Raw genomic sequence first — 19858 nt, 5'->3', positions numbered from 1 at the left:
GCAGTGGTGCACGGCTCCTTTTCGATACATAGGAGGAACAAATAATGAAGACAATGCGCTGGCTAATCGTCACAGTTTTTATTTGTGTGATGGCATTAAGCATCCCTTCTGCTGTACAAGCAGAAGAAGCGGATGACAACATGAATACAAAATTTACAGTTAAACCCAATATTCCTGAGAATCAAGCGAAAAATACGCAATCCTACTACGATCTCATTGTAAAACCAGGACAGAAACAAGAAGTCGAATTATCTTTAATTAATAAAACAGATGAAGAATTGACGATTGATTTAAATTTGGCGAATGCTGTGACGAATGACAATGGTTTAATTGTGTACAATGATTTCGAGAAAAAACCAGATTCAAGTTTAAAAGTACCCTTGACAACATTAATTAAATTACCTGAGGAACATGTAAAAGTTCCCGCTAAGAAAACCGTAACAGCCAAAATGACTGTCGAAATTCCAGCGAATGGTTTCCAAGGATTAGTTTTGGGTGGTGTTTATGCTTCGCTTGCAGAAGATGAAAAGGAAGAAAAAGGAAAATCAACGGGTTTAACCAGTCGATATGGATTTAATGTAGCAATTGCTTTACGAATGTCAGAAGATACACCGATGTATCTAGCAGAGACTCTTCAATTAGTTAAATTAGTTCCGACCATTGCTTTAGGAAATAAATCGGTCCAAGCGGTTATTCAGAATCCGACATCCGCTATTTTTCCTGAAGTACGTTTAGAAGGAAAAGTAACGAAAAAAGGCGAAACGAAAGAATATGCCAAACGGATTTTACCAAGTGTTCGTTTTGCGCCAAATTCGACGATGAACTTCCATTTAGATTTCGGGAAAGAAGATGTTCGTCCAGGAACCTATATTTTTGAAGGAAAAGCGGTCTTGAAAGAAGATGAACAACAAGTGTGGCCGTTTAAGCAAGAATTTACCATCAGTAGTCAAGAAGCCAAAAAATTAAATAAAGAAGCAGTAGTGAAATTGGTCCTACCGACTTGGTGGAATCAAGCTTTTTATGGCTTGTTAGTTGCAACAATTGTGAGTCTAATTCTAGCTATTTGGCGTTTTACGCAACAGAAAGCAACACTGAAACAACAAGCCTATTTACAACAAGAAAAACAGGCAGCCTTGAAAAATAGACAAGGAGTACGCTATGATGACAATGAAAAGTAAAGGGTCACTTCTGGTGACGTTGGGAATACTTTTAACCGTTGGCATTGCGAGTCTAATTGTTTCTTCTGAGAGTTTTGCAGAAGAAGTAGGGCAAACGAATATCGGTGTAACGTTCTATGGAGGGAAAGAGCCACTAAAAACGGAAGGTGTCATTAAGCCAATAGAGCAACCAGTCACTGATAAAGATAAAAAAACGTCACAACAACAAGACAAAGTGAGCAGAAAAACCACTGCTAAAACGAATCCGACTAATGCACAGACGTCATTACCAAGGACAGGTGAACGAAATAGCACGTGGCTTTACAGCCTTGGTATTGCATGTTTACTCGTAGTACTAACAAGTTTCTATTATTTGAATAAAAAAAGGAAAAAGGAAAAATAATGTGCTGTTTTTATAAATAGAGTTAATGTAGAAGGAGGAATATAGATGGAGATTACGATGTGGATTTGGATTTGTGCTGGCTTGGCCGTCCTTTGTTTTGCTTTATTTTTACTGTTCTTAGTAAATAGCATGAATTTTGTACATCTGGCAAAGCCTAAGCAGTCTTTAGTAAAACAATCAATGTTTAGTTGGCTGCTTCTGGTGATGTGTGGCGGCTGGGTAGCGGTGGCTATCTTGCTGAATATCGCATTACAAACACAATTAACATAAAGAAAACCCGTTGTAAGTTTTTAAGAAACTTGCAACGGGTTTTTGTTAACTTTAAAATAAAGAACGGTACAATTTATCAAAAAATTACAGTAGACATTTGTACCCAACTTAGATAGAAAATAAAGCGCTATCATTATATGATGATTACAGGAGGAGGACACAGCTGTGAATTATAAAATAAGTTATCTCCTTGACGAGTATGCAGGGCAAAAAATTGCGCTCTCTTTGGCTCAACAAATAACCGATCTTTCGCAACGAGAATTAGTGACACAACTTTCGACAATAGGCGGAGAAGTTCAACAGAATACCGTCAGCATTCCAAACCTTTCCGCAAATGAATGGGGAAAACAACTTTTTCAACAACATCAAGTGATTTATAGCGAAACAGAAAGACAAGCACTTATTTTTTTGCTCACTTATTCAGAAATCGAAGAACTATCGGTGTATCATTACCAAAATTTTTTAGACGTTTCGAAAGGCACTATTTTAGCGGACATCAAAAAAGTACGACACCAACTAGCAACTGAAAACATTGCTTTATCCTACGAACGAAAACGAGGGTTTTACCTAGAAGGAGATGAATTTCGGATTCGTCGTTTCGGGAAAAATTGGCTTGCCCGCCTCTTACAACAAAAGTCGGGCACCTTTGCTTTATTTTGCTGGCTCAGTCAGCATCAAATGAGCCAATACGCAAAAATGCGTGACGGCATTCAATTAGCCGTCCAGGAAGCACAGCTTCAACTGGTACCCAGCAGATTAGATGAAATTAGTTACTTTCTTGCTTTTTCTCAAAAAAGATTAGGCAAATATAAAACAGTCGTCTGGCCTGAGAACCAGTTAATTCAGTCCTTACGCGCTTATCCCGTCAGTCGTCGTATTTTAAGTGATTTAGTTGGGCCAGTGGCGAATGTAGAAACTGAGAGTCTTTTTTTCACGATTTGTTTAATGACAGCCTTGCAAGGAGAATTGCGAGATACGAAGTTAGAGTTTTTATTAGATATTTCTGGTGAAATTATTCGGAAAATGGAATTGTTGGCCGTTGTTCAATTTGAACAGCCTCGTGAATTGCTCATGAATGTGTATTATCATCTGGTTCCTGCCTATTTTCGGATTAGCTATGGCTTTTACTTGCCGAATGTTTTAATCAAGGATATTCGACAATCGTATCGGTCGCTTTATCATCTTTGTGAACAAGCGTTAGCTCCTTTAGAAAAATTAACGAAACGGTCAATCCCGTCAGAGGAAATCGGTTTTTTTACCATATTATTTGGTGGAGAAATTTTCGGCCAAAAAAATGAGCAGCGGCAAGAAAAGCTAAAAGCGCTAATTGTTTGTCCCAGTGGTATCAGTTCTTCGTTGATTTTGCAATCGGAATTGCGTCGGCTATTTCCAATGATTGAATTTAAAGAAACGAATGCGGTGAGGGAAATAGAGAATGTATCTGAAAAAAGCTATGACATCATTTTCTCAACGGTCCCTATTGAAACAGCCAAAAAGGTTTATCTTACCAAGCCCATTATGAGCTCTTTGGAGAAAAATCAATTGATGCACCAAGTTCAATCAGATTGGCTATTGCCAGGTATTTCCATGCCAGATGTTAAAGATATTTTAGATGCGTTAAAACCTTACATTTCCTTAAAAAAAGGAGTCACAGAAGCGCAGTTATATCGTGTCTTGCATCGTAAAATGAACAAAATTTTAGAAAAAGAGGAGGATCTGCGTCCAATGTTATCGGAATTATTAACAACAGAAACAGTCCAAGTCCTGCCTGAAGTTGCAGACTGGCGAGCGGGAATTACAGAAGCTGCCAAGCCGTTATTAAAAAATGGCAGTATTACGGAAAAGTACATTGATGCGATGATTCAAAAAGTCGAATCGTTTGGGCCATTTATCCATATTTGTCCAGACGTAGCATTGCCTCATGCGCGACCAGAAGATGGCGTTAATCAGTTAGGTATGTCATTACTAAAAATCCAAAAAAGTGTCGATTTATTAGAAGATCCTAAGCATGAAATTCACCTTTTTATTTGTTTAGCTGCTTCAGATAACGAAACACATTTACGGGCCTTATCTAGTCTGACAAAAATTCTATCAAAAAAAGAATCATTACATCGCTTAGTGGCGGCTGAAACCGTCCCAGAAATACTATCAATTATCCAAGAAGGAGAGAAATAAGATGAAGATTTTTACAGTTTGTCAAAGTGGTTTAGGAACAAGTTTTATGGTGCAAATGAATATCCAACAAATTTTAGAGGAAGTCGGTGTTGATACAGATAATTTTCAAATTGATCACACAGATGTCGGGAGTGCCAGTGGCGATATGGCTGATTACTTCTTTGTCGAAAAAACATTGCAAGATGCTTTAGGGTCAATTCCTGCTGAAAAAATCATTCCTTTAAATGCGATTATTGATTACGATGAAACGAAGGAGAAAGTCTTGAAAGTTTTAGATGACAATGGCATTGCACATCAATAAGAAGGAGGAAAAACATGGAAACTTTATTGAATTTATTTGTTTCAATTGTTAGCCAGCCAGCGATTCTGGTTTCATTAATTGCTTTGTTGGGATTAGTTTTACAGAAAAAGAAATTTTCTGATGTTGTTCAAGGAACGTTGAAAACATTCGTCGGCTTTTTAGTTTTAATTGGTGGCGCAGGGCTATTAGCGAATTCGTTAACGCCCTTTGCGGAGATGTTCCAAACCGCGTTAAATACACAAGGCGTGGTGCCTAGTAATGAAGCAGTTGTAGCGATTGCCTTGCAACAATATGGGACACCAACTGCTCTGATTATGTTGGTGGGCATGGTTGTTAATATTCTGTTGGCGCGTTTTACACGTTTTAAATATATCTTTTTGACAGGTCAAGCGATGATGTACGTTTCGTGTTTGACAGCCGTTATTTTAGTGGGGGCCGGTTTTAGCGTTAGTTTGCCAATGATTCTTTTAGGTGGTTTATTTGAAGGAACTTTATTAACAGTGACACCTGCTCTTTGTCAGCCCTTTATGAAACAAATTACTGGAAATGATAAAGTAGCAATGGGGCATACAGGGAATATTGGTTATGCGGCAAGTGGCTTTATTGGAAAAGTCTTTGGGAATAAAGAAAAGTCAACGGAAGATATTAAAATTCCTAAAAGTTTTGGTTTTTTAAGAGACTCAACCATCTCAATTATGATTTTGATGTCGATTGTCTATGTGATTTTGGCTTTGCTGGCTGGGACAGGCTATGTCGAGCATGAGTTAAGCAATGGCGAAAATGCGATCATCTTTTCATTAATTCAAGCAGGAACCTTTACGGCTGGTTTCGTAGTGGTTTTACAGGGTGTGCGGATGGTTTTAGGAGAAATTGTGCCAGCTTTCCAAGGAATTGCTAAAAAATTAGTGCCTAATTCTAAACCAGCACTTGATGTTCCCATTATCTTTCCTTATGCGCCAAATGCTGTCTTGATTGGGTTCTTTGTGAGCTTTATTGTGGGAACTATTTCAATGTTAGCGATGGTTGGTCTGAATACCACCGTGATTATACCAGGCGTTGTCGGGCACTTTTTCTGTGGTGCCGCGGCAGGCGTTTTTGGAAATTCCACAGGGGGACGTCGGGGAGCGATTTTAGGGGCTGCGTTTAATGGCTTATTAATTAGTTGGTTACCGTTATTCATTTTACCAGTCTTGGGTGATCTACAGTTAGCATCCTCAACGTTTGCGGATACAGATTATTTAATCCCAGGCCTATTTTTAGGCAAATTAGGTGAGGCAGGTCCGAGTCTTTTAGTAGGAGGAATCATTGCTTTTGTAGTGGTTGTTCTTTTGGCTAGCGCTGTTTTGACTATGCGGGAGAAAAAAGTCGCCGAAGAAAACTAAGTGTTTTGTTCTAAAAAGGCAAGTGGGACAGAAGTCGTTTTGACTTCTGTCCCATTTGCCTTTTACCATTGTTCTTGGATAAATTGTGCAATTTGTTTCCGCGCTTGTTGTCCTTCTGGCAAGTACTGTTTCATTGCGAAAACGTGTTGCATGCCAGGCACCAATCGGCAAGTATCTTGTGGTCGTGGCCCTAATTGTTTTAAAAATTGGTGATAGGAAGGGCAAAAAACTTCATGTGTGCCGCCCACGAAAAAAAGTGGCGGAAATTTTTGATAATCAAAGGACAAGCAATTTAAAGAAAGCGTGGAGTGATTGGCCGTGTCGTCAATCTCTTGGGCAATTAATTGTAAATAGTTCATGCCAATCATTTTGTCCTTTTTTTGATAACTTTTGGCAACAGGAATGTCTAAATGTCCATCTAACCAAGGAGAAATTAAAACAGCAGCTTTGGGTAAGCGTTCAGGAAAATCGATGGCTAAATTCTGCAATACGTTTAAAACCAATGTACCACCAGCAGAATCACCTAATAAAATAACATCTTCGGGATCATAATGCTGTAAAATTTCTTGGTAAGCAGCATAGCAATGATTATAAATATCAGCAAAAGACTTATTTGGTGCTAATGGATATACAGGGATAAAATAATCTGTTGCAAAAGAGAGATCTTCAATTAGTTTATAACTAAAGTCTAATTGGCTATAGGCGAGATTCAATGTAAAGCCCCCACCATGCAGGTACAGTACAGCTTTCTTGGTAGGCGCAATAACGGAGTTTGACATGCGATACATCGTAGGAAATTGAGTCGTTTCTTGAAGAGGAAAAAGATGACGTAAATGTTTTGGCAAAGTTACTTGTTCATTTAATGATCGTTGCCAATGATAAAAAGCCTTGGTGACTTTCGGATTTCGTTCAAGGCGAGCAATTTGGGAAAGACGTAAAGAATCTTCAAAAAGACAGGCTTTTAAGGATTTTTGACGAGAACGTGCGTGAAACAAATATGCGCTAGCTAACAACAAACCAATCGATTTCTTTTTCAATTAAGGCCCTCCATTCAGCAAAAAGTAAATCATTTTTTCTACAGTATAACATTTTAAAAGTAGAACAACGAAATTTGTTGAAGGGATGAAAGGACGGTTTAAACGAATGGACGTATTTATTTGTGGTTGCGTAAAGTAAATGATTGTAGTAAATTAAATGAGATTAAGAGGTCCGGTGAATGGGCGCGTTCACGGCAAGGAGAGAAGTAGGATGACAAATAAAAAGGTTACAATTAAAGATGTTGCCAATGACTCAGGTGTCTCCATTACTACCGTTTCACAAATTTTAAACGGGAATGGGGCACGGTTTAGTGGGAAAACGGTCGAAAAAGTATTGGCTGCAAAAGAGCGATTAAACTATCAGCCCGACTATTTTGCGCAACGTATGGTGATGAAAAAAAGTAAGACGATTGGCGTAATCGTACCTGATATTACTAATCCATTTTTCGCGCAATTGATTCGAGGAATTGAAAGTGTTTTATACAAAGAAAATTTTATACTGATGTTATGCAATGCAGAACAAGATGTTACAAGAGAACATGAATATTTAACAGAGTTGATTCGTCGCAGTGTCGATGGTTTTGTGATTGCAAGTTCTGAAATTTCCAATCAAACGATTAATGAAACGTTACGTGCGAAAAAGATTCCGTTTATTGTACTTGACCAAAAAAAAGCAGAAGGCTTTAGCGACGCTGTTTTGACAGACGATTATAGAGGTGGGCAACTAGCAGCAAAACATTTACAAGAGCAACGACATGAACAGGTCAGCGTGGTAATGCCACCACATGCGCCAGTCAATATTCAGCAACGGTTAAAAGGTTTTTGTTCTGTTTATACGGAAAAGGTCCAGTTGATCGAAACAGAATTATCAAAAACTGGCGGCTACCAAGCTGTCCCCGAAATTTTAAAAACAGAGAGCACCGGAATTTTTGCTATCAATGATGAAATTGCTTTTGGTTTATATCGAGGATTAGCAGAAGCGGGCAAAAAAATTCCTGAGGATTATAGTATTATTGGTTATGACAATGTTGATATGTGCGAGTATGTTTCGCCGCCGCTAACAACAATTGCTCAACCTGTTTTTCAATTGGGGCAAACTACGGCGACTTTATTATTGGAAAGAATCCATCAGCCTGCAAAAGATTGGGAGGAGCAAACCTTGCCGGTCCAACTGATTGAACGATTTTCGACAGCACCCTTGAAATAGCTTTCAAGGTGTGCTATATTTTTGTTGTGGAATTAAAACGTTTTACTAAAACGTTTTAATTAGAATGAAAAAATAAATTTTATTGAGGTGGATGAAAATGAACGCGGTTACAATTATCGGAAGTATCAATTTAGACACAACATTAAGAGTCAAAGAAATGCCAAAACCAGGCGAAACAATTCACGCCATTGAACATTTTACAGCAGGTGGTGGTAAAGGAGCAAACCAAGCAGTTGCAGCGAAACGTTCAGGCGCAGAAACATATTTTATTGGTGCTGTGGGAAATGATGGCGCTGGAGCTATGATGACTGATTTAATGAGTCAAGATGAAATTAATTTAACTGGGGTCACCACTTTAGAGAAAACAGCTACTGGCCAAGCCTTTATTATGGTAGATAACGCTGGTGAAAATAGCATTATGATTTACGCGGGAGCCAATAACGCCTTTACGCCAAAACAAGTACAGGAACATCAAGAAATTATTGAAAAAAGTGATTTTGTGATTGCCCAATTTGAAAGTGCGATTGATAGTACGATTGCAGCGTTTAAAATTGCTAAAAAAGCAGGTGTCAAAACGATTTTAAATCCCGCACCTGCGTTAGAGCAAGTTCCTGAAGAATTACTAAACGTGACAGATATGATTGTACCAAATGAAACAGAAACTGAAATTTTAACAGGCATTAAAATCACAGATGAAGCGAGTATGCGTAAAGCCGCAGAAGCACTTCATCAATTAGGGATTGAAGCAGTAATTATTACAGTAGGTAGTAAAGGCGCCTTTTATGACGTCAATGGACGAAGTGGTATTGTGCCTGCTTTTAAAGTGAAAGCGGTTGATACAACGGCTGCTGGCGATACTTTTATTGGCGCATTAAGTAGTATATTAGAAAAAGATTTTAGCAATTTGGAAGAAGCTATTCGCTATGGAAACAAGGCGTCCTCGTTGACTGTTCAACGTTTTGGAGCCCAACCTTCGATTCCTTATCAACACGAATTGGCAGACAAATAAAAAGGAGCGAGCGACATGAAAAAAACAAAAGTTATTAATTCAGATATTTCCCGCGTTATCGCACAAATGGGTCATTTTGATAAATTAAGTATTGGTGATGCAGGCATGCCAGTGCCTCGGACTACAGAAAAAATTGATTTAGCAGTTACCAATGGCGTCCCTAGTTTTATGGAAGTTTTAAACAATGTCCTTGAGGAATTGGCAGTTCAACGAATTTATTTAGCAGAAGAAATTAAAACAGAAAATCCTGACATGTTGGCAGCAATTGAAACTCGTTTACCAGAAACTCCCATCAGTTTTATTCCTCATACAGAAATGAAACAAGAATTAAACAACTGCCATGCATTTATTCGGACAGGGGAAATGACTCCTTACGCAAATATTTTATTAGAAAGTAACGTTGTCTTTTAAACGAGAGAGGGGAAATAGAGATGAATGCGACTGCATTATTAATCGGTTTAGGACCGCTTCTAGGTTGGGGGCTTTTCCCGACAATCGCTTCCAAAATTGGTGGTCGTCCAGTGAATCAAATTCTTGGTACCAGTTTAGGAACATTAATTTTTGCCGCTATTTTTTCAATGATTAATGGTTTAGCTTTTCCAACGGGCATGGATTTATTCTTTTCAATTTTATCTGGTGTCGGTTGGGCCTGTGCGCAAATCATTACGTTTAAATGCTTCACGATGATTGGTTCATCACGTGCCATGCCAGTAACGACCGCGTTCCAACTTTTAGGTGCTTCTCTCTGGGGTGTCTTTTTCTTAGGAAACTGGCCAGGTGCGACAGCCAAATTGTTAGGCGCATTTGCCTTAGTGTTAATCATGATTGGTGCCAAAATGACGGTCTGGTCGGAAACGGAGTCCGCTGAGAGTGCTGGGATTATGAAAAAAGCAGTTCTTCTATTAGCCGTTGGTGAAATCGGCTATTGGGCGTACTCTGCAGCACCCCAAGCGACGGCAATTGATGGCATGCATGCCTTTTTACCACAAGCAATAGGCATGGTAATTGTGGCAGTTATTTACTCAGCAGTTGTCACTATTAAGGGTGGGGAAACATCACCATTTATAGAAGCTGTTTCTTACAAACAAATTTTTTCAGGCTTTTTCTTCGCCTTTGCAGCGTTAACTTATTTAATTTCAGCGCAGCCAGATATGAACGGCTTGGCAACTGGCTTTATTCTATCCCAAACATCAGTTGTGCTTGCAACGTTGACAGGTATTTGGTTCTTAGGTCAAAAGAAAACAGCCAAGGAAATGACCGTAACGATTATCGGCTTAGTTTTGATTTTGGCAGCAGCTACGATCACAGTGATGATTTAAAAAAGTATTCAACGACCTATTATTCAGGGCGTTGAATACTTTTTTTTATTTGTTCTAAAAATAATGCAGCAGCTGTGGAAAGAACCGTATTTTTGCGCCAAATTAAACTAATTTTGGCTGTTAAAGCAGGATATAGCGGGATAAAACGTAAATTTGTTTGCTTTGTTTCTAGAATACCATCAATGCTTAGGGCGCTACCTAGACCAGCTTCTACCATCAGTGAAGCGTTGTAAAGTAAGTTGTAGGTCCCAACGATTCGGAACTGATCTAGACTTGCTTCGAGCCAATCAGAGAGTTGGCTCGGAACTTGTGCTTGTCGAGAAATAAATAAAGGTTCTTCTTTTAAATCGGCTGCAGTAATAACATTTTTAGTGGCTAAGGGATGGTCCTTTACAGTAATTAAGCCCCATGTATCTACAACTGGTAATGTTAAATAGCTATATTTTTGTTTAGGTGCAGGCTCAATAATTAAACCAAAATCTAATAATCCTTTGTCTAGCCGTTCTATTACATCATCTGCATTCCCACTGTATAAATGAAGGTGAATATCAGCTGAGTGCTGGCTTGTTATTTGTTGTAGTGCATTCGCTAAAAAAGACATAGCTTTTGTTTCGCCACCACCAATCGTGATTTCGCCATTAATGAATTCATTTTGCGACAAGTTGGTGACTGTTTTATTCGCTAAGCTTAAAATATCTTGCCCTTGTTTAGCTAAATATTCTCCTTCAGGTGTTAGTTGTATTTGTCGATTTCCTCGTATAAATAATGTCACGCCTAATTCTTCCTCTAATTCTTTTAATTGCTTAGATAACGTTGGTTGTGATACATGCAATTGTTTGGCTGCGCCACTAATCGTTTTTTCTTGGACCACTGCTAAGAAATAGTGAATCACTCGTAATTCCATTACTTTCCCTCCTATAACTAAAACGCATACTTATCTATTTATTATAAGTATTAGACAGAGGAGTTGTCACGTATTACGATAAATTTAGCAAAAGGAGGCGATTAGGAATGCTTACAAAAAATCTCCAAGAACTAATTGCAACAGGGAGCATTGATAAAGATGAACCACTATTTCAACTTATTCATCAGATTCAAGAGGAAAATAGTCGCTATTTAATAGAATTAAATCAACAAGCCTATACACATAATGAAGTAAGGAATCTTCTTGCCACGATTATCCAAGACAAAATTGACGAAACCGTTACGATTTTATTGCCTTTTTATACAGATTTTGGACGCAATATACATTTTGGTAAAAATATTTTTATTAATCGGGCAGCTATGTTTGTTGATTTAGGGGGCATTATAATTGAAGACAATGTTTTAATTGGTCCGCGCGTTAATCTCTTAAGTGTCAATCATCCGGAACTGCCAATGAAACGGCGAGGTGTATTGCTAGCACCAATTACCATTAAAAAATTTGCGTGGTTAGGCGCGGGTGTCACTGTTTTACCAGGTATTACGATTGGTGAAAATGCTATCGTAGCAGCTAATGCGACTGTAACTAAAGATGTGCCAGCTAACGCTATTGTTGCAGGAACACCAGCTAAAATTATTCGTTGGATTCAGGAAGATAAGGAGGAAATATAATGAAATCATTATCAGAAAAAGTTATTGTTATCATGGGCGCTTCCAGTGGCATCGGTGAGGCAACAGCCCGTTTACTTGCCAGAAAAGGAGCGAAGTTAGTCATTGCAGCACGTCGACAAGAACGTTTAATTGCTATAAAAAAAGAACTTCCTGAAGCAACGATTCTCGTGCAACAAGCAGATGTAACGAAAGAAGAGGAAGTTCAGCATGTAATCAAGCTTACAATGGAAAAATATGGACGAATTGATGTTCTTTTTAACAATGCAGGAGTTATGCCAACGGCGCCTCTTATTGAAGCACCAAAAGGAGAATGGCGTCAAATGCTAGATATTAATATTATGGGTGTTTTAAATGGCATTGCGGCAGTTCTTCCAATTATGGTTGAACAAAAATCAGGGCAGATTATTGCTACTGATTCTGTGGCAGGACATGTCGTTTATCCAGATTCGGCTGTCTACTGTGGAACAAAGTTTGCTGTTCGAGCAATTATGGAAGGATTGCGACAAGAACAAAGAGAGAATAACATTAAATCAACGATTATTTCACCAGGTGCTGTACAAACAGAACTTTATCAAACAATTTCTAATCGAGTAGTAGCTGAAACGTTACATCTAGAACAGTTAAGTTGGGGCTTAAAGGCGGAAGACATTGCGCAAGCAGTGGTCTTTGCCATAGACACGCCAGATCGTATGTCAATCAGTGAAATGGTTGTTCGCCCGACCACACAAACGATTTAATTTAAAAAGTATTCCTAGAAAGGAATACTTTTTTTAATCGTGATTGTTCGTTTTTTACAGAATTTAGAATTTGATATTTACTTATTTGTTGGTTTATTATATGATTAAACACGTTGTTTCATTAATAAATTGAATATTTTACGAACATTGTAAAATGTTTAGATTTTAGGAGGACGGAACATGAAAGAAAAAATAAGTTCATATTTTGAACTTGAACAATTGAATACGAATATGAAACGAGAAATGTTAGCTGGTTTCACCACATTTATCTCAATGGCGTATATTTTGTTCGTTAATCCAACCGTACTTGGTGCTTCTGGCATGGACGAAGGCGCTGTTTTTACTGCCACCGCTTTAGCGAGTGCCTTAGGTTGTATTTTAATGGGTGTGTTGGCGAAATATCCGATTGCGACAGCACCAGCTTTAGGAATTAATGCATTCTTTGCTTATTCAGTCTCTGTTGGTATGGGGATTCCTTGGCAAACGACATTAGCAGGCGTTTTTGTGGCTTCATTGATATTTATTTTAATTACAATTTTTAAATTACGCGAGCTAATTATTGATGCAATTCCTGCAGACTTGAAATTTGCCATTTCAGGTGGGATCGGGTTGTTTATTGCTTTTCTTGGTTTAAGCCAAGGTGGCTTAATTGTGGCTAATGATGCGACACTCGTTGGCTTAGGACCTTTGAATGTTGGTTCAACGTGGGTTACCATTGTCGGCTTAGTCGTAACTGCAATTTTGTTAGTTCGTCGAGTACCGGGTGGTATTTTTATTGGGATGGCGATTTCAACGATTGTTGGTTTAGCGACAGGCGTTATTCCAATGCCTGATAAGATTATTTCAAGCGCGCCAAGTTTAGAACCAACATTTTTAGTGGCGTTAGGACATGTGAAAGATATCAATACGATTCAAATGTGGGTCGTGGTTTTAACGTTCCTATTAGTAACATTCTTTGATACGGCTGGTACGTTGGTGGGCTTAGCCAATCAAGCAGGTTTTATGAAGGACAATAAAATGCCGCGTGTGGGGAAAGCTTTAGCCGCTGATTCAACAGCGATGTTAGCTGGTTCTCTATTAGGGACATCGCCAGTTGGCGCATATGTCGAATCATCTGCGGGGATTGCTGTGGGTGGTCGTTCAGGAATCACAGCTATTACAACCGGGATTTTATTTATTTTCAGTTTGCTATTTTCTCCTTTGTTAGCAGTTGTCACTTCGCAAGTTACAGCACCAGCGTTGATTATTGTTGGTGTTTTGATGGCACAATCCTTAAGCAAAATTAAATGGAACGAGATGGAAATTGCGATTCCTTCCTTCTTAATCTTGTTAGGAATGCCATTGACATACAGCATTTCAGATGGGATTGCCTTAGGCTTTATCTTCTATCCAATTACAATGATTGCGGCAAAACGTGGGAAAGAAGTTTCGCCAATTATGTATGGCTTGTTCTTTGTTTTTGTCGGATTCATGTGGATCCTGAATGCGCAATAAGCAAGAGAGAAAGTTATCAAATAGTTGATTCATAAGACAATGAACTTATGAATCAACTATTTTTTTTCGACTAAGCACTAGAAAAACGCCCCTTATTTGATGTATAATTTGCAAAGACATTGACCTGTGAAGATACAGGAACAGAGAGGAATTAATTGAGTGAAGTATACAGAAATTATGGTTCGCTATGGCGAATTATCAACTAAAGGAAAAAATCGTAAAACGTTTATCATGCAGTTAGCACAAAATGTGAAACGTGCGTTAGCTGATTTTCCAGCATTGAAAATCCATGCAGATCGAGACAGAATGCATATTTTATTAAATGGGGAAGATAGTGAAGAAGTGATTCCAAAACTAAGTAAAGTGTTTGGAATTCAAAATTTTTCGCCAAGTATTCGTATTGAAAAAGAAATGCCAGCGATTCGTGCAATGGTTCAAGAGGTTGTTCGGGAAGTTTATACGCCAGGTAAGACGTTTAAAATTACTGCTAAACGTTCGGACCATTCATTTGAACTTGATTCAAATGGCTTGAATCAAGAATTAGGTGGGGCTGTTATTGAAGCCATTCCGGAAATTCAAGTACAAATGAAAAAGCCTGATATCAACTTAAGAATTGAAATTCGTAAAGATGCGGCGTATTTATCTTATGAAACGATTCGCGGTGCGGGTGGATTGCCAGTGGGCACCAGTGGTCGTGGCATGTTGATGTTGTCAGGAGGCATTGATTCACCAGTTGCTGGTTATTTAGCTATGAAACGTGGCGTGGAAGTAGAAGCTGTCCATTTTGCTAGTCCGCCTTATACAAGTGAACAAGCGTTACAAAAGGCTAAAGATTTAGCTGGAAAATTAGTCCCTTATGTAGGAACTATTCAATTTATTGAAGTGCCCTTTACAGAAATTCAAGAAGAAATAAAACGAGTTGTTCCCCAAGGCTACTTAATGACCATTACACGACGTTTAATGTTACGCTTAACAGATGCAATTCGTGAAATGCGGAAAGGTTTAGTCATTATTAATGGTGAATCGTTAGGACAAGTGGCTTCGCAAACACTTCAAAGTATGGTAGCAATTAATGAGGTTACCTCAACACCGATAATTCGACCCGTTGTTTCAATGGATAAGACAGAAATTATCGAAATTGCCGAAAAAATTGACACGTTTGAATTAGCCATCCAACCCTTCGAAGATTGTTGTACAATTTTTGCGCCACCGCAACCGAAAACACGACCTCGCTTGGATAAAGCGCAAGATTATGAAGCGCGCTTAGACTTAGAAGGTTTAATGGCTCGGGCCTTAGAAGGACTCAAAATTACAGAGATTTCAGCAGAAACAGCGAAAGATAAACAAGAAGACGAATTTGCAGATTTCCTATAAGAAATAAATACAGTGACGGTCGCTTAGACGTCACTGTATTTATTTTGTACTTATTTCACAAACAAGTTGCTCGGAGAGGGGAACCGTGATAAACTGAATATGTGAAGTAGGTAACAAGGAGGACAGAGGATGGAGAAAAAAATGCCTAAAGCAACGGCAAAACGTTTGCCGGTTTATTTACGTTATTTAAAAATGTTAGGGGATTCTGGTGTTAAACGCATTAAATCACGAGAGTTTAGTGAAATGATCCAGATTCCTTCTGCAACGATTCGGCGTGATTTTTCCCACGTTGGTGAACTGGGCCGAAGCGGTTATGGTTACGATGTGCCGTATTTAATTGAGGTATTTAGTAATATTTTAAATACGCAAGAAGAAAAAAGAATTGCTCTGATTGGTTGTGGCAATTTAGGCAAGGCATTATTAAAAAATAATTTTAGACGCAACGAGAATTTGAATATTGTCTGTGCTTTTGATAATGATTCGGCTTTAGTCGGCACCACGATTAATGGATTATTAGTTCATGATATGTCTGAGTTAGAAGCATTCGTTCGACAAGAAGGGGTCACGGTAGCCATTTCTACAGTACCAAGTCACCATGCCCAAAAAGCCATCGACAAAATTGTTCAAGCGGGTGTGACTGCGATTTTAAATTTTGCGCCAGACCGTGTCAGTGTGCCAGCCAACGTTAGTGTGCAGTATATTGATTTAACAACGGAACTGCAAACACTGATTTATTTTAATGAAACTTTTTCACTAGCAAATAGCCCAAAGCAATAAAATTGTCTTCATAAAAATCCTCTACTATACTTATTATTGAAAGTGGAAAAGGAGGATTTCAGAATGAATGTTACAAGAAAAGGGCACGTATTAGAATTGACAGGTGAACAGCCTAAAGTTGGCACAAAAGCCCCCGTCTTTTCTTTGAAAAATTTAAACAACCAAGAAATCAACTTGGCAGATTATAAAGGTAAAACGGTTTTAATTAGTGTGGTTCCTGATATCGACACACGTGTTTGTTCACTGCAAACGAAACGTTTCAATCAAGAAGCGGCGAAATTAGACGGTGTTCAGATTATCACGGTTTCCAATAACACAGTTGAAGAACAAGCAAATTGGTGTGCCGCTGAGGGTGTCGAAATGGAAATGCTTCATGATACTGAAGACTCATTTGGTGCAGCTTATGGTTTGTATATTCCAGAAATGGGCCGTTTAGCACGTGCTATTTTTGTGATTGACCCAGAAGGAACGTTAGTTTATGAAGAAATCGTCTCAGAAGTTTCGTCGGAACCCGATTATCAACAAGCGTTAGAAGCTGCAAAAAAAGTGTAATCCCTCTAGATTACAAATTGACTTTGCTTGGGCTTCATTGTAGAATGAAGCAAAGACAGCGAACAAGAGGAGTATCATTGGCGTCGTTTTAGAGAAAAAGTCGTTCAGGTGCAAGACTTTTACACAACCAGTGAGAAGGTAGCTTGTGAGTCAATGGTTTGAACACAGTACGTTAGTAGAACGATTCGTTTCGTGAACGTTATCTCACGAATGAGTGGCATTTGAATGAATTCAATTCAAATGCAATTTAGGTGGTACCGCGTAAATAAGATGAATCTACGCCCTAAAATACGAAAGTATTTTAGGGCGTATTTTAGTGTTTAGCCAAAAAAACTCATTTGTAAAATAATTACCGCTCCAAATCGCGTATTTTAAGAAAGAAGGGGAAAAAATGTCAGAAGAAAAAAACTTACCAACGAAATATCAACCGACAGAAATCGAAGCTGGCCGTTATCAAAAATGGCTAGATCAAGATTTATTTAAACCAAGTGGCGACAAAAAAGCGAAGCCCTATTCAATTGTTATTCCACCACCCAATGTAACAGGGAAACTACACTTAGGGCATGCTTGGGATACAACATTACAAGATATGATTATCCGCCAAAAAAGAATGCAAGGCTTTGATACGTTATGGCTGCCAGGAATGGACCATGCTGGAATTGCTACGCAAGCAAAAGTAGAAGAGAAACTAGCACAACAAGGAATTTCACGTTACGACTTAGGTCGTGAAAAATTTGTTGATCAAGTGTGGGAATGGAAAGAAGAATATGCTTCTCACATTCGTGAACAGTGGGCAAAAATGGGCCTTTCTTTAGATTACAGCCGTGAACGTTTTACTTTAGATGAAGGGCTATCTGAGGCCGTTCGTAAAGTGTTTGTCTCTCTTTACGAGAAAGATTTGATTTACCGTGGTGAATATATCATTAACTGGGATCCAAAAGCGAAAACAGCATTGTCTGATATTGAAGTAATCCATAAAGATATTGAAGGAGCTTTTTACCACATGAGCTACCCATTATCAGATGGTTCTGGCGTTGTTGAAATTGCGACAACGCGTCCTGAAACAATGTTGGGAGATACGGCGATTGCGGTCCATCCAGAAGATGAACGGTATCAGGAACTTATTGGTAAGACAGTTGTCTTGCCATTAGTAGATAAAGAAATTCCAATTATTGCAGATGACTATGTAGATATGGAATTTGGAACAGGGGTTGTAAAAATCACACCTGCCCATGATCCAAATGACTTTGAAGTCGGTAATCGTCATGACTTACCTCGAGTAAATGTTATGAACGAAGACGGCACGATGAATGAACTGGCTGGAAAATACGAAGGAATGGATCGTTTTGCTGCACGTAAAGCGATTGTCTCTGACTTGAAAGAATTAGGTCGCTTAATTAAGATCGAAACAATGAATCACAGCGTGGGCCATTCAGAACGAACAGGCGTTGTCGTGGAACCACGTTTATCGACCCAATGGTTTGTAAAAATGGGACCATTAGCTGAAAAAGCAATGAAAAATCAAGAAACAGAAGACGCTGTTGAATTTTATCCACCACGCTTCAATCAAACATTTTTACGTTGGATGGAAAATGTACATGACTGGGTTATTTCGCGACAATTATGGTGGGGCCACCAAATTCCTGCTTGGTATCACAAAGAAACGGGCGAGATGTATGTTGGGATGGAAGCGCCAGCCGACAGTGAAAATTGGGTTCAAGATAGTGACGTCTTAGATACATGGTTTAGTTCTGCTTTATGGCCATTTTCAACGATGGGTTGGCCAGATGAAGCAAGCGAAGATTATCAACGTTACTTCCCAACAAGCACATTAGTTACTGGCTATGATATTATTGCCTTTTGGGTAAGTCGTATGATTTTCCAAAGCTTAGAGTTTACAGGCGAACGTCCCTTCCAAAATGTCTTAATTCACGGCTTAATTCGTGATGAGCAAGGACGCAAAATGAGTAAATCATTGGGGAATGGGATTGATCCAATGGATGTCATCGAAAAATATGGCGCAGATGCGTTACGTTGGTTCTTATCAAATGGTTCAGCACCTGGTCAAGATGTTCGTTTTAGTTATGAAAAAATGGATGCTTCTTGGAACTTTATCAATAAGATCTGGAATGCAAGTCGCTTCGTTATCATGAATGTAGAAGGTATGACTGCTGCAGATATTGACTTTAGTGGTGAAAAGACTGTCGCTGATCGTTGGATTTTAACGCGCTTAAACGAAACAGTCGCCCGTGTGACAGAATTATTTGATCGCTTTGAATTCGGTGAAGCAGGTCGCCAATTATACAACTTCATCTGGGATGATTTCTGTGATTGGTATATTGAAATGAGTAAAGAAATTCTTTACGGAGACAATGAAGCAGCTAAACAAACAACACGGAGCATCTTGGTGTACACATTGGATCAAATCTTACGCTTATTGCATCCAATTATGCCGTTTGTAACAGAAGAAATTTGGGAAAAAATTCCGCATCAAGGTGAGTCATTGGTTGTGGCAGAGTACCCAGTTGTTCATGAAGAATTTAACGATGAAGCAGCAGCTCGAGGAATGGAAGTTCTGAAAGAAGTTATTCGTTCGGTTCGGAATATTCGAGCAGAAGTGAATACACCACTTTCTAAACCAATTACTTTGTTAATTAAAACAAACGATACAGAAGTAGAAGAATTTTTAACAGCTAATACTAGCTACTTGGAACGCTTCTGTAACCCAGAGGAATTAGTCATCAGTCGTGAAATAGAAGCGCCAGAATTAGCCATGTCCGCTGTATTAACAGGCGCAGAACTATTCCTACCATTAGCTGGGTTGATTAATATCGAGGAAGAAATTGCTCGCTTAGAAAAAGAATTAGACAAATGGACAAAAGAAGTCAAACGTGTGCAAGGCAAACTTTCAAATGAACGTTTTGTGTCAAATGCACCAGATGAGGTCGTGGAAGCAGAACGTGCAAAAGAAAAAGACTACCTTGAAAAACAAGAGGCTGTCAAAGAACGGATTGCCCAATTACGTTCAATCTAAAAAAGAAAAGACAACAAAACCAAACGTTGGTTTTGTT

Annotated in this window: 19 protein-coding genes and 1 other annotated feature; of the genes, 17 read left to right on the top strand and 2 right to left on the bottom strand. The window is 38.7% G+C overall.

Annotation, left to right across the window (positions count from 1 at the left end; translation table 11 throughout):
* Positions 1-44: 44 nt before the first annotated feature.
* The 6 genes from IGL13_RS11510 (at position 45) to IGL13_RS11485 (ending at position 5688) form a co-directional block, all read left to right on the top strand.
* Positions 45-1178, top strand: coding sequence for a DUF916 and DUF3324 domain-containing protein (locus IGL13_RS11510; RefSeq protein WP_002394060.1), 1134 nt, complete (start codon positions 45-47; stop codon positions 1176-1178).
* Entirely contained in the window at positions 1159-1560 is a 402-nt protein-coding gene (locus tag IGL13_RS11505; RefSeq protein WP_002355092.1) for an LPXTG cell wall anchor domain-containing protein, read from the top strand. Before IGL13_RS11510 ends, IGL13_RS11505 begins: the two co-directional genes overlap by 20 nt.
* A gap of 45 nt (positions 1561-1605) precedes the next feature.
* Positions 1606-1830: a hypothetical protein gene (locus IGL13_RS11500; RefSeq protein ID WP_002355093.1), complete on the top strand. Its 225-nt coding sequence runs from the start codon at positions 1606-1608 to the stop codon at positions 1828-1830.
* Between the two features lie 165 nt (positions 1831-1995).
* Entirely contained in the window at positions 1996-4005 is a 2010-nt protein-coding gene (locus IGL13_RS11495) for a BglG family transcription antiterminator (RefSeq protein WP_002401333.1), read from the top strand.
* Position 4006: 1 nt separating this feature from the next.
* Entirely contained in the window at positions 4007-4306 is a 300-nt protein-coding gene (locus IGL13_RS11490; protein WP_002367331.1) for a PTS sugar transporter subunit IIB, read from the top strand.
* 14 nt (positions 4307-4320) lie between these two features.
* On the top strand, positions 4321-5688 hold the full coding sequence (locus tag IGL13_RS11485; RefSeq protein WP_002355097.1) for a PTS ascorbate transporter subunit IIC: 1368 nt from the start codon (positions 4321-4323) through the stop codon (positions 5686-5688).
* Positions 5689-5750: 62 nt separating this feature from the next.
* Here the strand turns inward: IGL13_RS11485 and IGL13_RS11480 are convergent, their stop codons facing one another.
* The gene (locus IGL13_RS11480) at positions 5751-6725 is read right to left on the bottom strand and encodes an alpha/beta hydrolase (protein ID WP_002378750.1); all 975 of its coding nucleotides are present in this window, start codon (positions 6723-6725) and stop codon (positions 5751-5753) included.
* Between the two features lie 211 nt (positions 6726-6936).
* Here IGL13_RS11480 and rbsR point away from each other — a divergent pair, with 211 nt between their 5' ends.
* The 4 genes from rbsR (at position 6937) to rbsU (ending at position 10260) form a co-directional block, all read left to right on the top strand.
* A complete protein-coding gene (gene rbsR, locus IGL13_RS11475) occupies positions 6937-7932 on the top strand; it encodes a ribose utilization transcriptional repressor RbsR (RefSeq protein WP_002378749.1) in 996 nt (331 codons plus the stop codon).
* Positions 7933-8023: 91 nt separating this feature from the next.
* Positions 8024-8941 (top strand): ribokinase, encoded by a 918-nt coding sequence (gene rbsK / locus IGL13_RS11470; RefSeq protein WP_002381157.1) that lies wholly within the window; start codon positions 8024-8026, stop codon positions 8939-8941.
* A 15-nt stretch (positions 8942-8956) separates the two neighbouring features.
* Positions 8957-9352: a D-ribose pyranase gene (gene rbsD, locus IGL13_RS11465; RefSeq protein WP_002359153.1), complete on the top strand. Its 396-nt coding sequence runs from the start codon at positions 8957-8959 to the stop codon at positions 9350-9352.
* Positions 9353-9372: 20 nt separating this feature from the next.
* Positions 9373-10260 carry a ribose/proton symporter RbsU gene (gene rbsU / locus IGL13_RS11460; RefSeq protein ID WP_002359154.1) on the top strand — a complete coding sequence of 296 codons (888 nt, stop codon included), beginning with the start codon at positions 9373-9375 and terminating at the stop codon, positions 10258-10260.
* Between the two features lie 19 nt (positions 10261-10279).
* Here rbsU and IGL13_RS11455 read toward each other — a convergent pair whose 3' ends face one another.
* Positions 10280-11164 (bottom strand): LysR family transcriptional regulator, encoded by an 885-nt coding sequence (locus IGL13_RS11455; RefSeq protein ID WP_002370030.1) that lies wholly within the window; start codon positions 11162-11164, stop codon positions 10280-10282.
* 107 nt (positions 11165-11271) lie between these two features.
* Between IGL13_RS11455 and IGL13_RS11450 the strand changes: the two genes are divergently transcribed.
* The 7 genes from IGL13_RS11450 (at position 11272) to IGL13_RS11420 (ending at position 19821) form a co-directional block, all read left to right on the top strand.
* Entirely contained in the window at positions 11272-11853 is a 582-nt protein-coding gene (locus IGL13_RS11450; protein WP_002355105.1) for a DapH/DapD/GlmU-related protein, read from the top strand.
* The gene (locus IGL13_RS11445; RefSeq protein WP_002378748.1) at positions 11853-12590 is read left to right on the top strand and encodes an SDR family oxidoreductase; all 738 of its coding nucleotides are present in this window, start codon (positions 11853-11855) and stop codon (positions 12588-12590) included. Before IGL13_RS11450 ends, IGL13_RS11445 begins: the two co-directional genes overlap by 1 nt.
* A 180-nt stretch (positions 12591-12770) precedes the next feature.
* On the top strand, positions 12771-14084 hold the full coding sequence (locus tag IGL13_RS11440; protein WP_002355107.1) for an NCS2 family permease: 1314 nt from the start codon (positions 12771-12773) through the stop codon (positions 14082-14084).
* Between the two features lie 159 nt (positions 14085-14243).
* Positions 14244-15458, top strand: a complete 1215-nt coding sequence (thiI, locus tag IGL13_RS11435) for a tRNA uracil 4-sulfurtransferase ThiI (RefSeq protein ID WP_002371401.1) — start codon at positions 14244-14246, stop codon at positions 15456-15458.
* Positions 15459-15587: 129 nt separating this feature from the next.
* On the top strand, positions 15588-16235 hold the full coding sequence (locus IGL13_RS11430; protein WP_002365189.1) for a redox-sensing transcriptional repressor Rex: 648 nt from the start codon (positions 15588-15590) through the stop codon (positions 16233-16235).
* A 63-nt stretch (positions 16236-16298) separates the two neighbouring features.
* Entirely contained in the window at positions 16299-16787 is a 489-nt protein-coding gene (gene tpx / locus IGL13_RS11425) for a thiol peroxidase (RefSeq protein WP_002361107.1), read from the top strand.
* Between the two features lie 49 nt (positions 16788-16836).
* Positions 16837-17076, top strand: a binding site (T-box leader).
* 102 nt (positions 17077-17178) lie between these two features.
* Complete coding sequence (locus tag IGL13_RS11420; protein ID WP_002378747.1) at positions 17179-19821, top strand: valine--tRNA ligase; 2643 nt, start codon at positions 17179-17181, stop codon at positions 19819-19821.
* The last annotated feature ends 37 nt before the right edge of the window (positions 19822-19858 follow it).

It is taken from the genome of Enterococcus sp. DIV1937 (genome assembly GCF_050535975.1).
Classification (GTDB): domain Bacteria; phylum Bacillota; class Bacilli; order Lactobacillales; family Enterococcaceae; genus Enterococcus; species Enterococcus faecalis.
The sequence above is the reverse complement of the archived record's forward strand: the minus strand, read 5'-3'. Positions and strand labels throughout refer to the sequence as shown.

Excerpts from the sequence above, each read along its gene's own strand:
- IGL13_RS11510 (WP_002394060.1), top strand. The coding sequence starts at position 45 with ATGAAGACAATGCGCTGGCTAATCGTCACAGTTTTTATTTGTGTGATG.
- IGL13_RS11505 (WP_002355092.1), top strand. The coding sequence starts at position 1,159 with ATGATGACAATGAAAAGTAAAGGGTCACTTCTGGTGACGTTGGGAATA.
- IGL13_RS11500 (WP_002355093.1), top strand. The coding sequence starts at position 1,606 with ATGGAGATTACGATGTGGATTTGGATTTGTGCTGGCTTGGCCGTCCTT.
- IGL13_RS11490 (WP_002367331.1), top strand. The coding sequence starts at position 4,007 with ATGAAGATTTTTACAGTTTGTCAAAGTGGTTTAGGAACAAGTTTTATG.
- IGL13_RS11485 (WP_002355097.1), top strand. The coding sequence starts at position 4,321 with ATGGAAACTTTATTGAATTTATTTGTTTCAATTGTTAGCCAGCCAGCG.
- rbsR (WP_002378749.1), top strand. The coding sequence starts at position 6,937 with ATGACAAATAAAAAGGTTACAATTAAAGATGTTGCCAATGACTCAGGT.
- rbsK (WP_002381157.1), top strand. The coding sequence starts at position 8,024 with ATGAAAATGAACGCGGTTACAATTATCGGAAGTATCAATTTAGACACA.
- rbsD (WP_002359153.1), top strand. The coding sequence starts at position 8,957 with ATGAAAAAAACAAAAGTTATTAATTCAGATATTTCCCGCGTTATCGCA.
- rbsU (WP_002359154.1), top strand. The coding sequence starts at position 9,373 with ATGAATGCGACTGCATTATTAATCGGTTTAGGACCGCTTCTAGGTTGG.
- IGL13_RS11455 (WP_002370030.1), bottom strand. The coding sequence starts at position 11,164 with ATGGAATTACGAGTGATTCACTATTTCTTAGCAGTGGTCCAAGAAAAA.
- IGL13_RS11450 (WP_002355105.1), top strand. The coding sequence starts at position 11,272 with ATGCTTACAAAAAATCTCCAAGAACTAATTGCAACAGGGAGCATTGAT.
- IGL13_RS11445 (WP_002378748.1), top strand. The coding sequence starts at position 11,853 with ATGAAATCATTATCAGAAAAAGTTATTGTTATCATGGGCGCTTCCAGT.
- IGL13_RS11440 (WP_002355107.1), top strand. The coding sequence starts at position 12,771 with ATGAAAGAAAAAATAAGTTCATATTTTGAACTTGAACAATTGAATACG.
- IGL13_RS11430 (WP_002365189.1), top strand. The coding sequence starts at position 15,588 with ATGGAGAAAAAAATGCCTAAAGCAACGGCAAAACGTTTGCCGGTTTAT.
- tpx (WP_002361107.1), top strand. The coding sequence starts at position 16,299 with ATGAATGTTACAAGAAAAGGGCACGTATTAGAATTGACAGGTGAACAG.
- IGL13_RS11420 (WP_002378747.1), top strand. The coding sequence starts at position 17,179 with ATGTCAGAAGAAAAAAACTTACCAACGAAATATCAACCGACAGAAATC.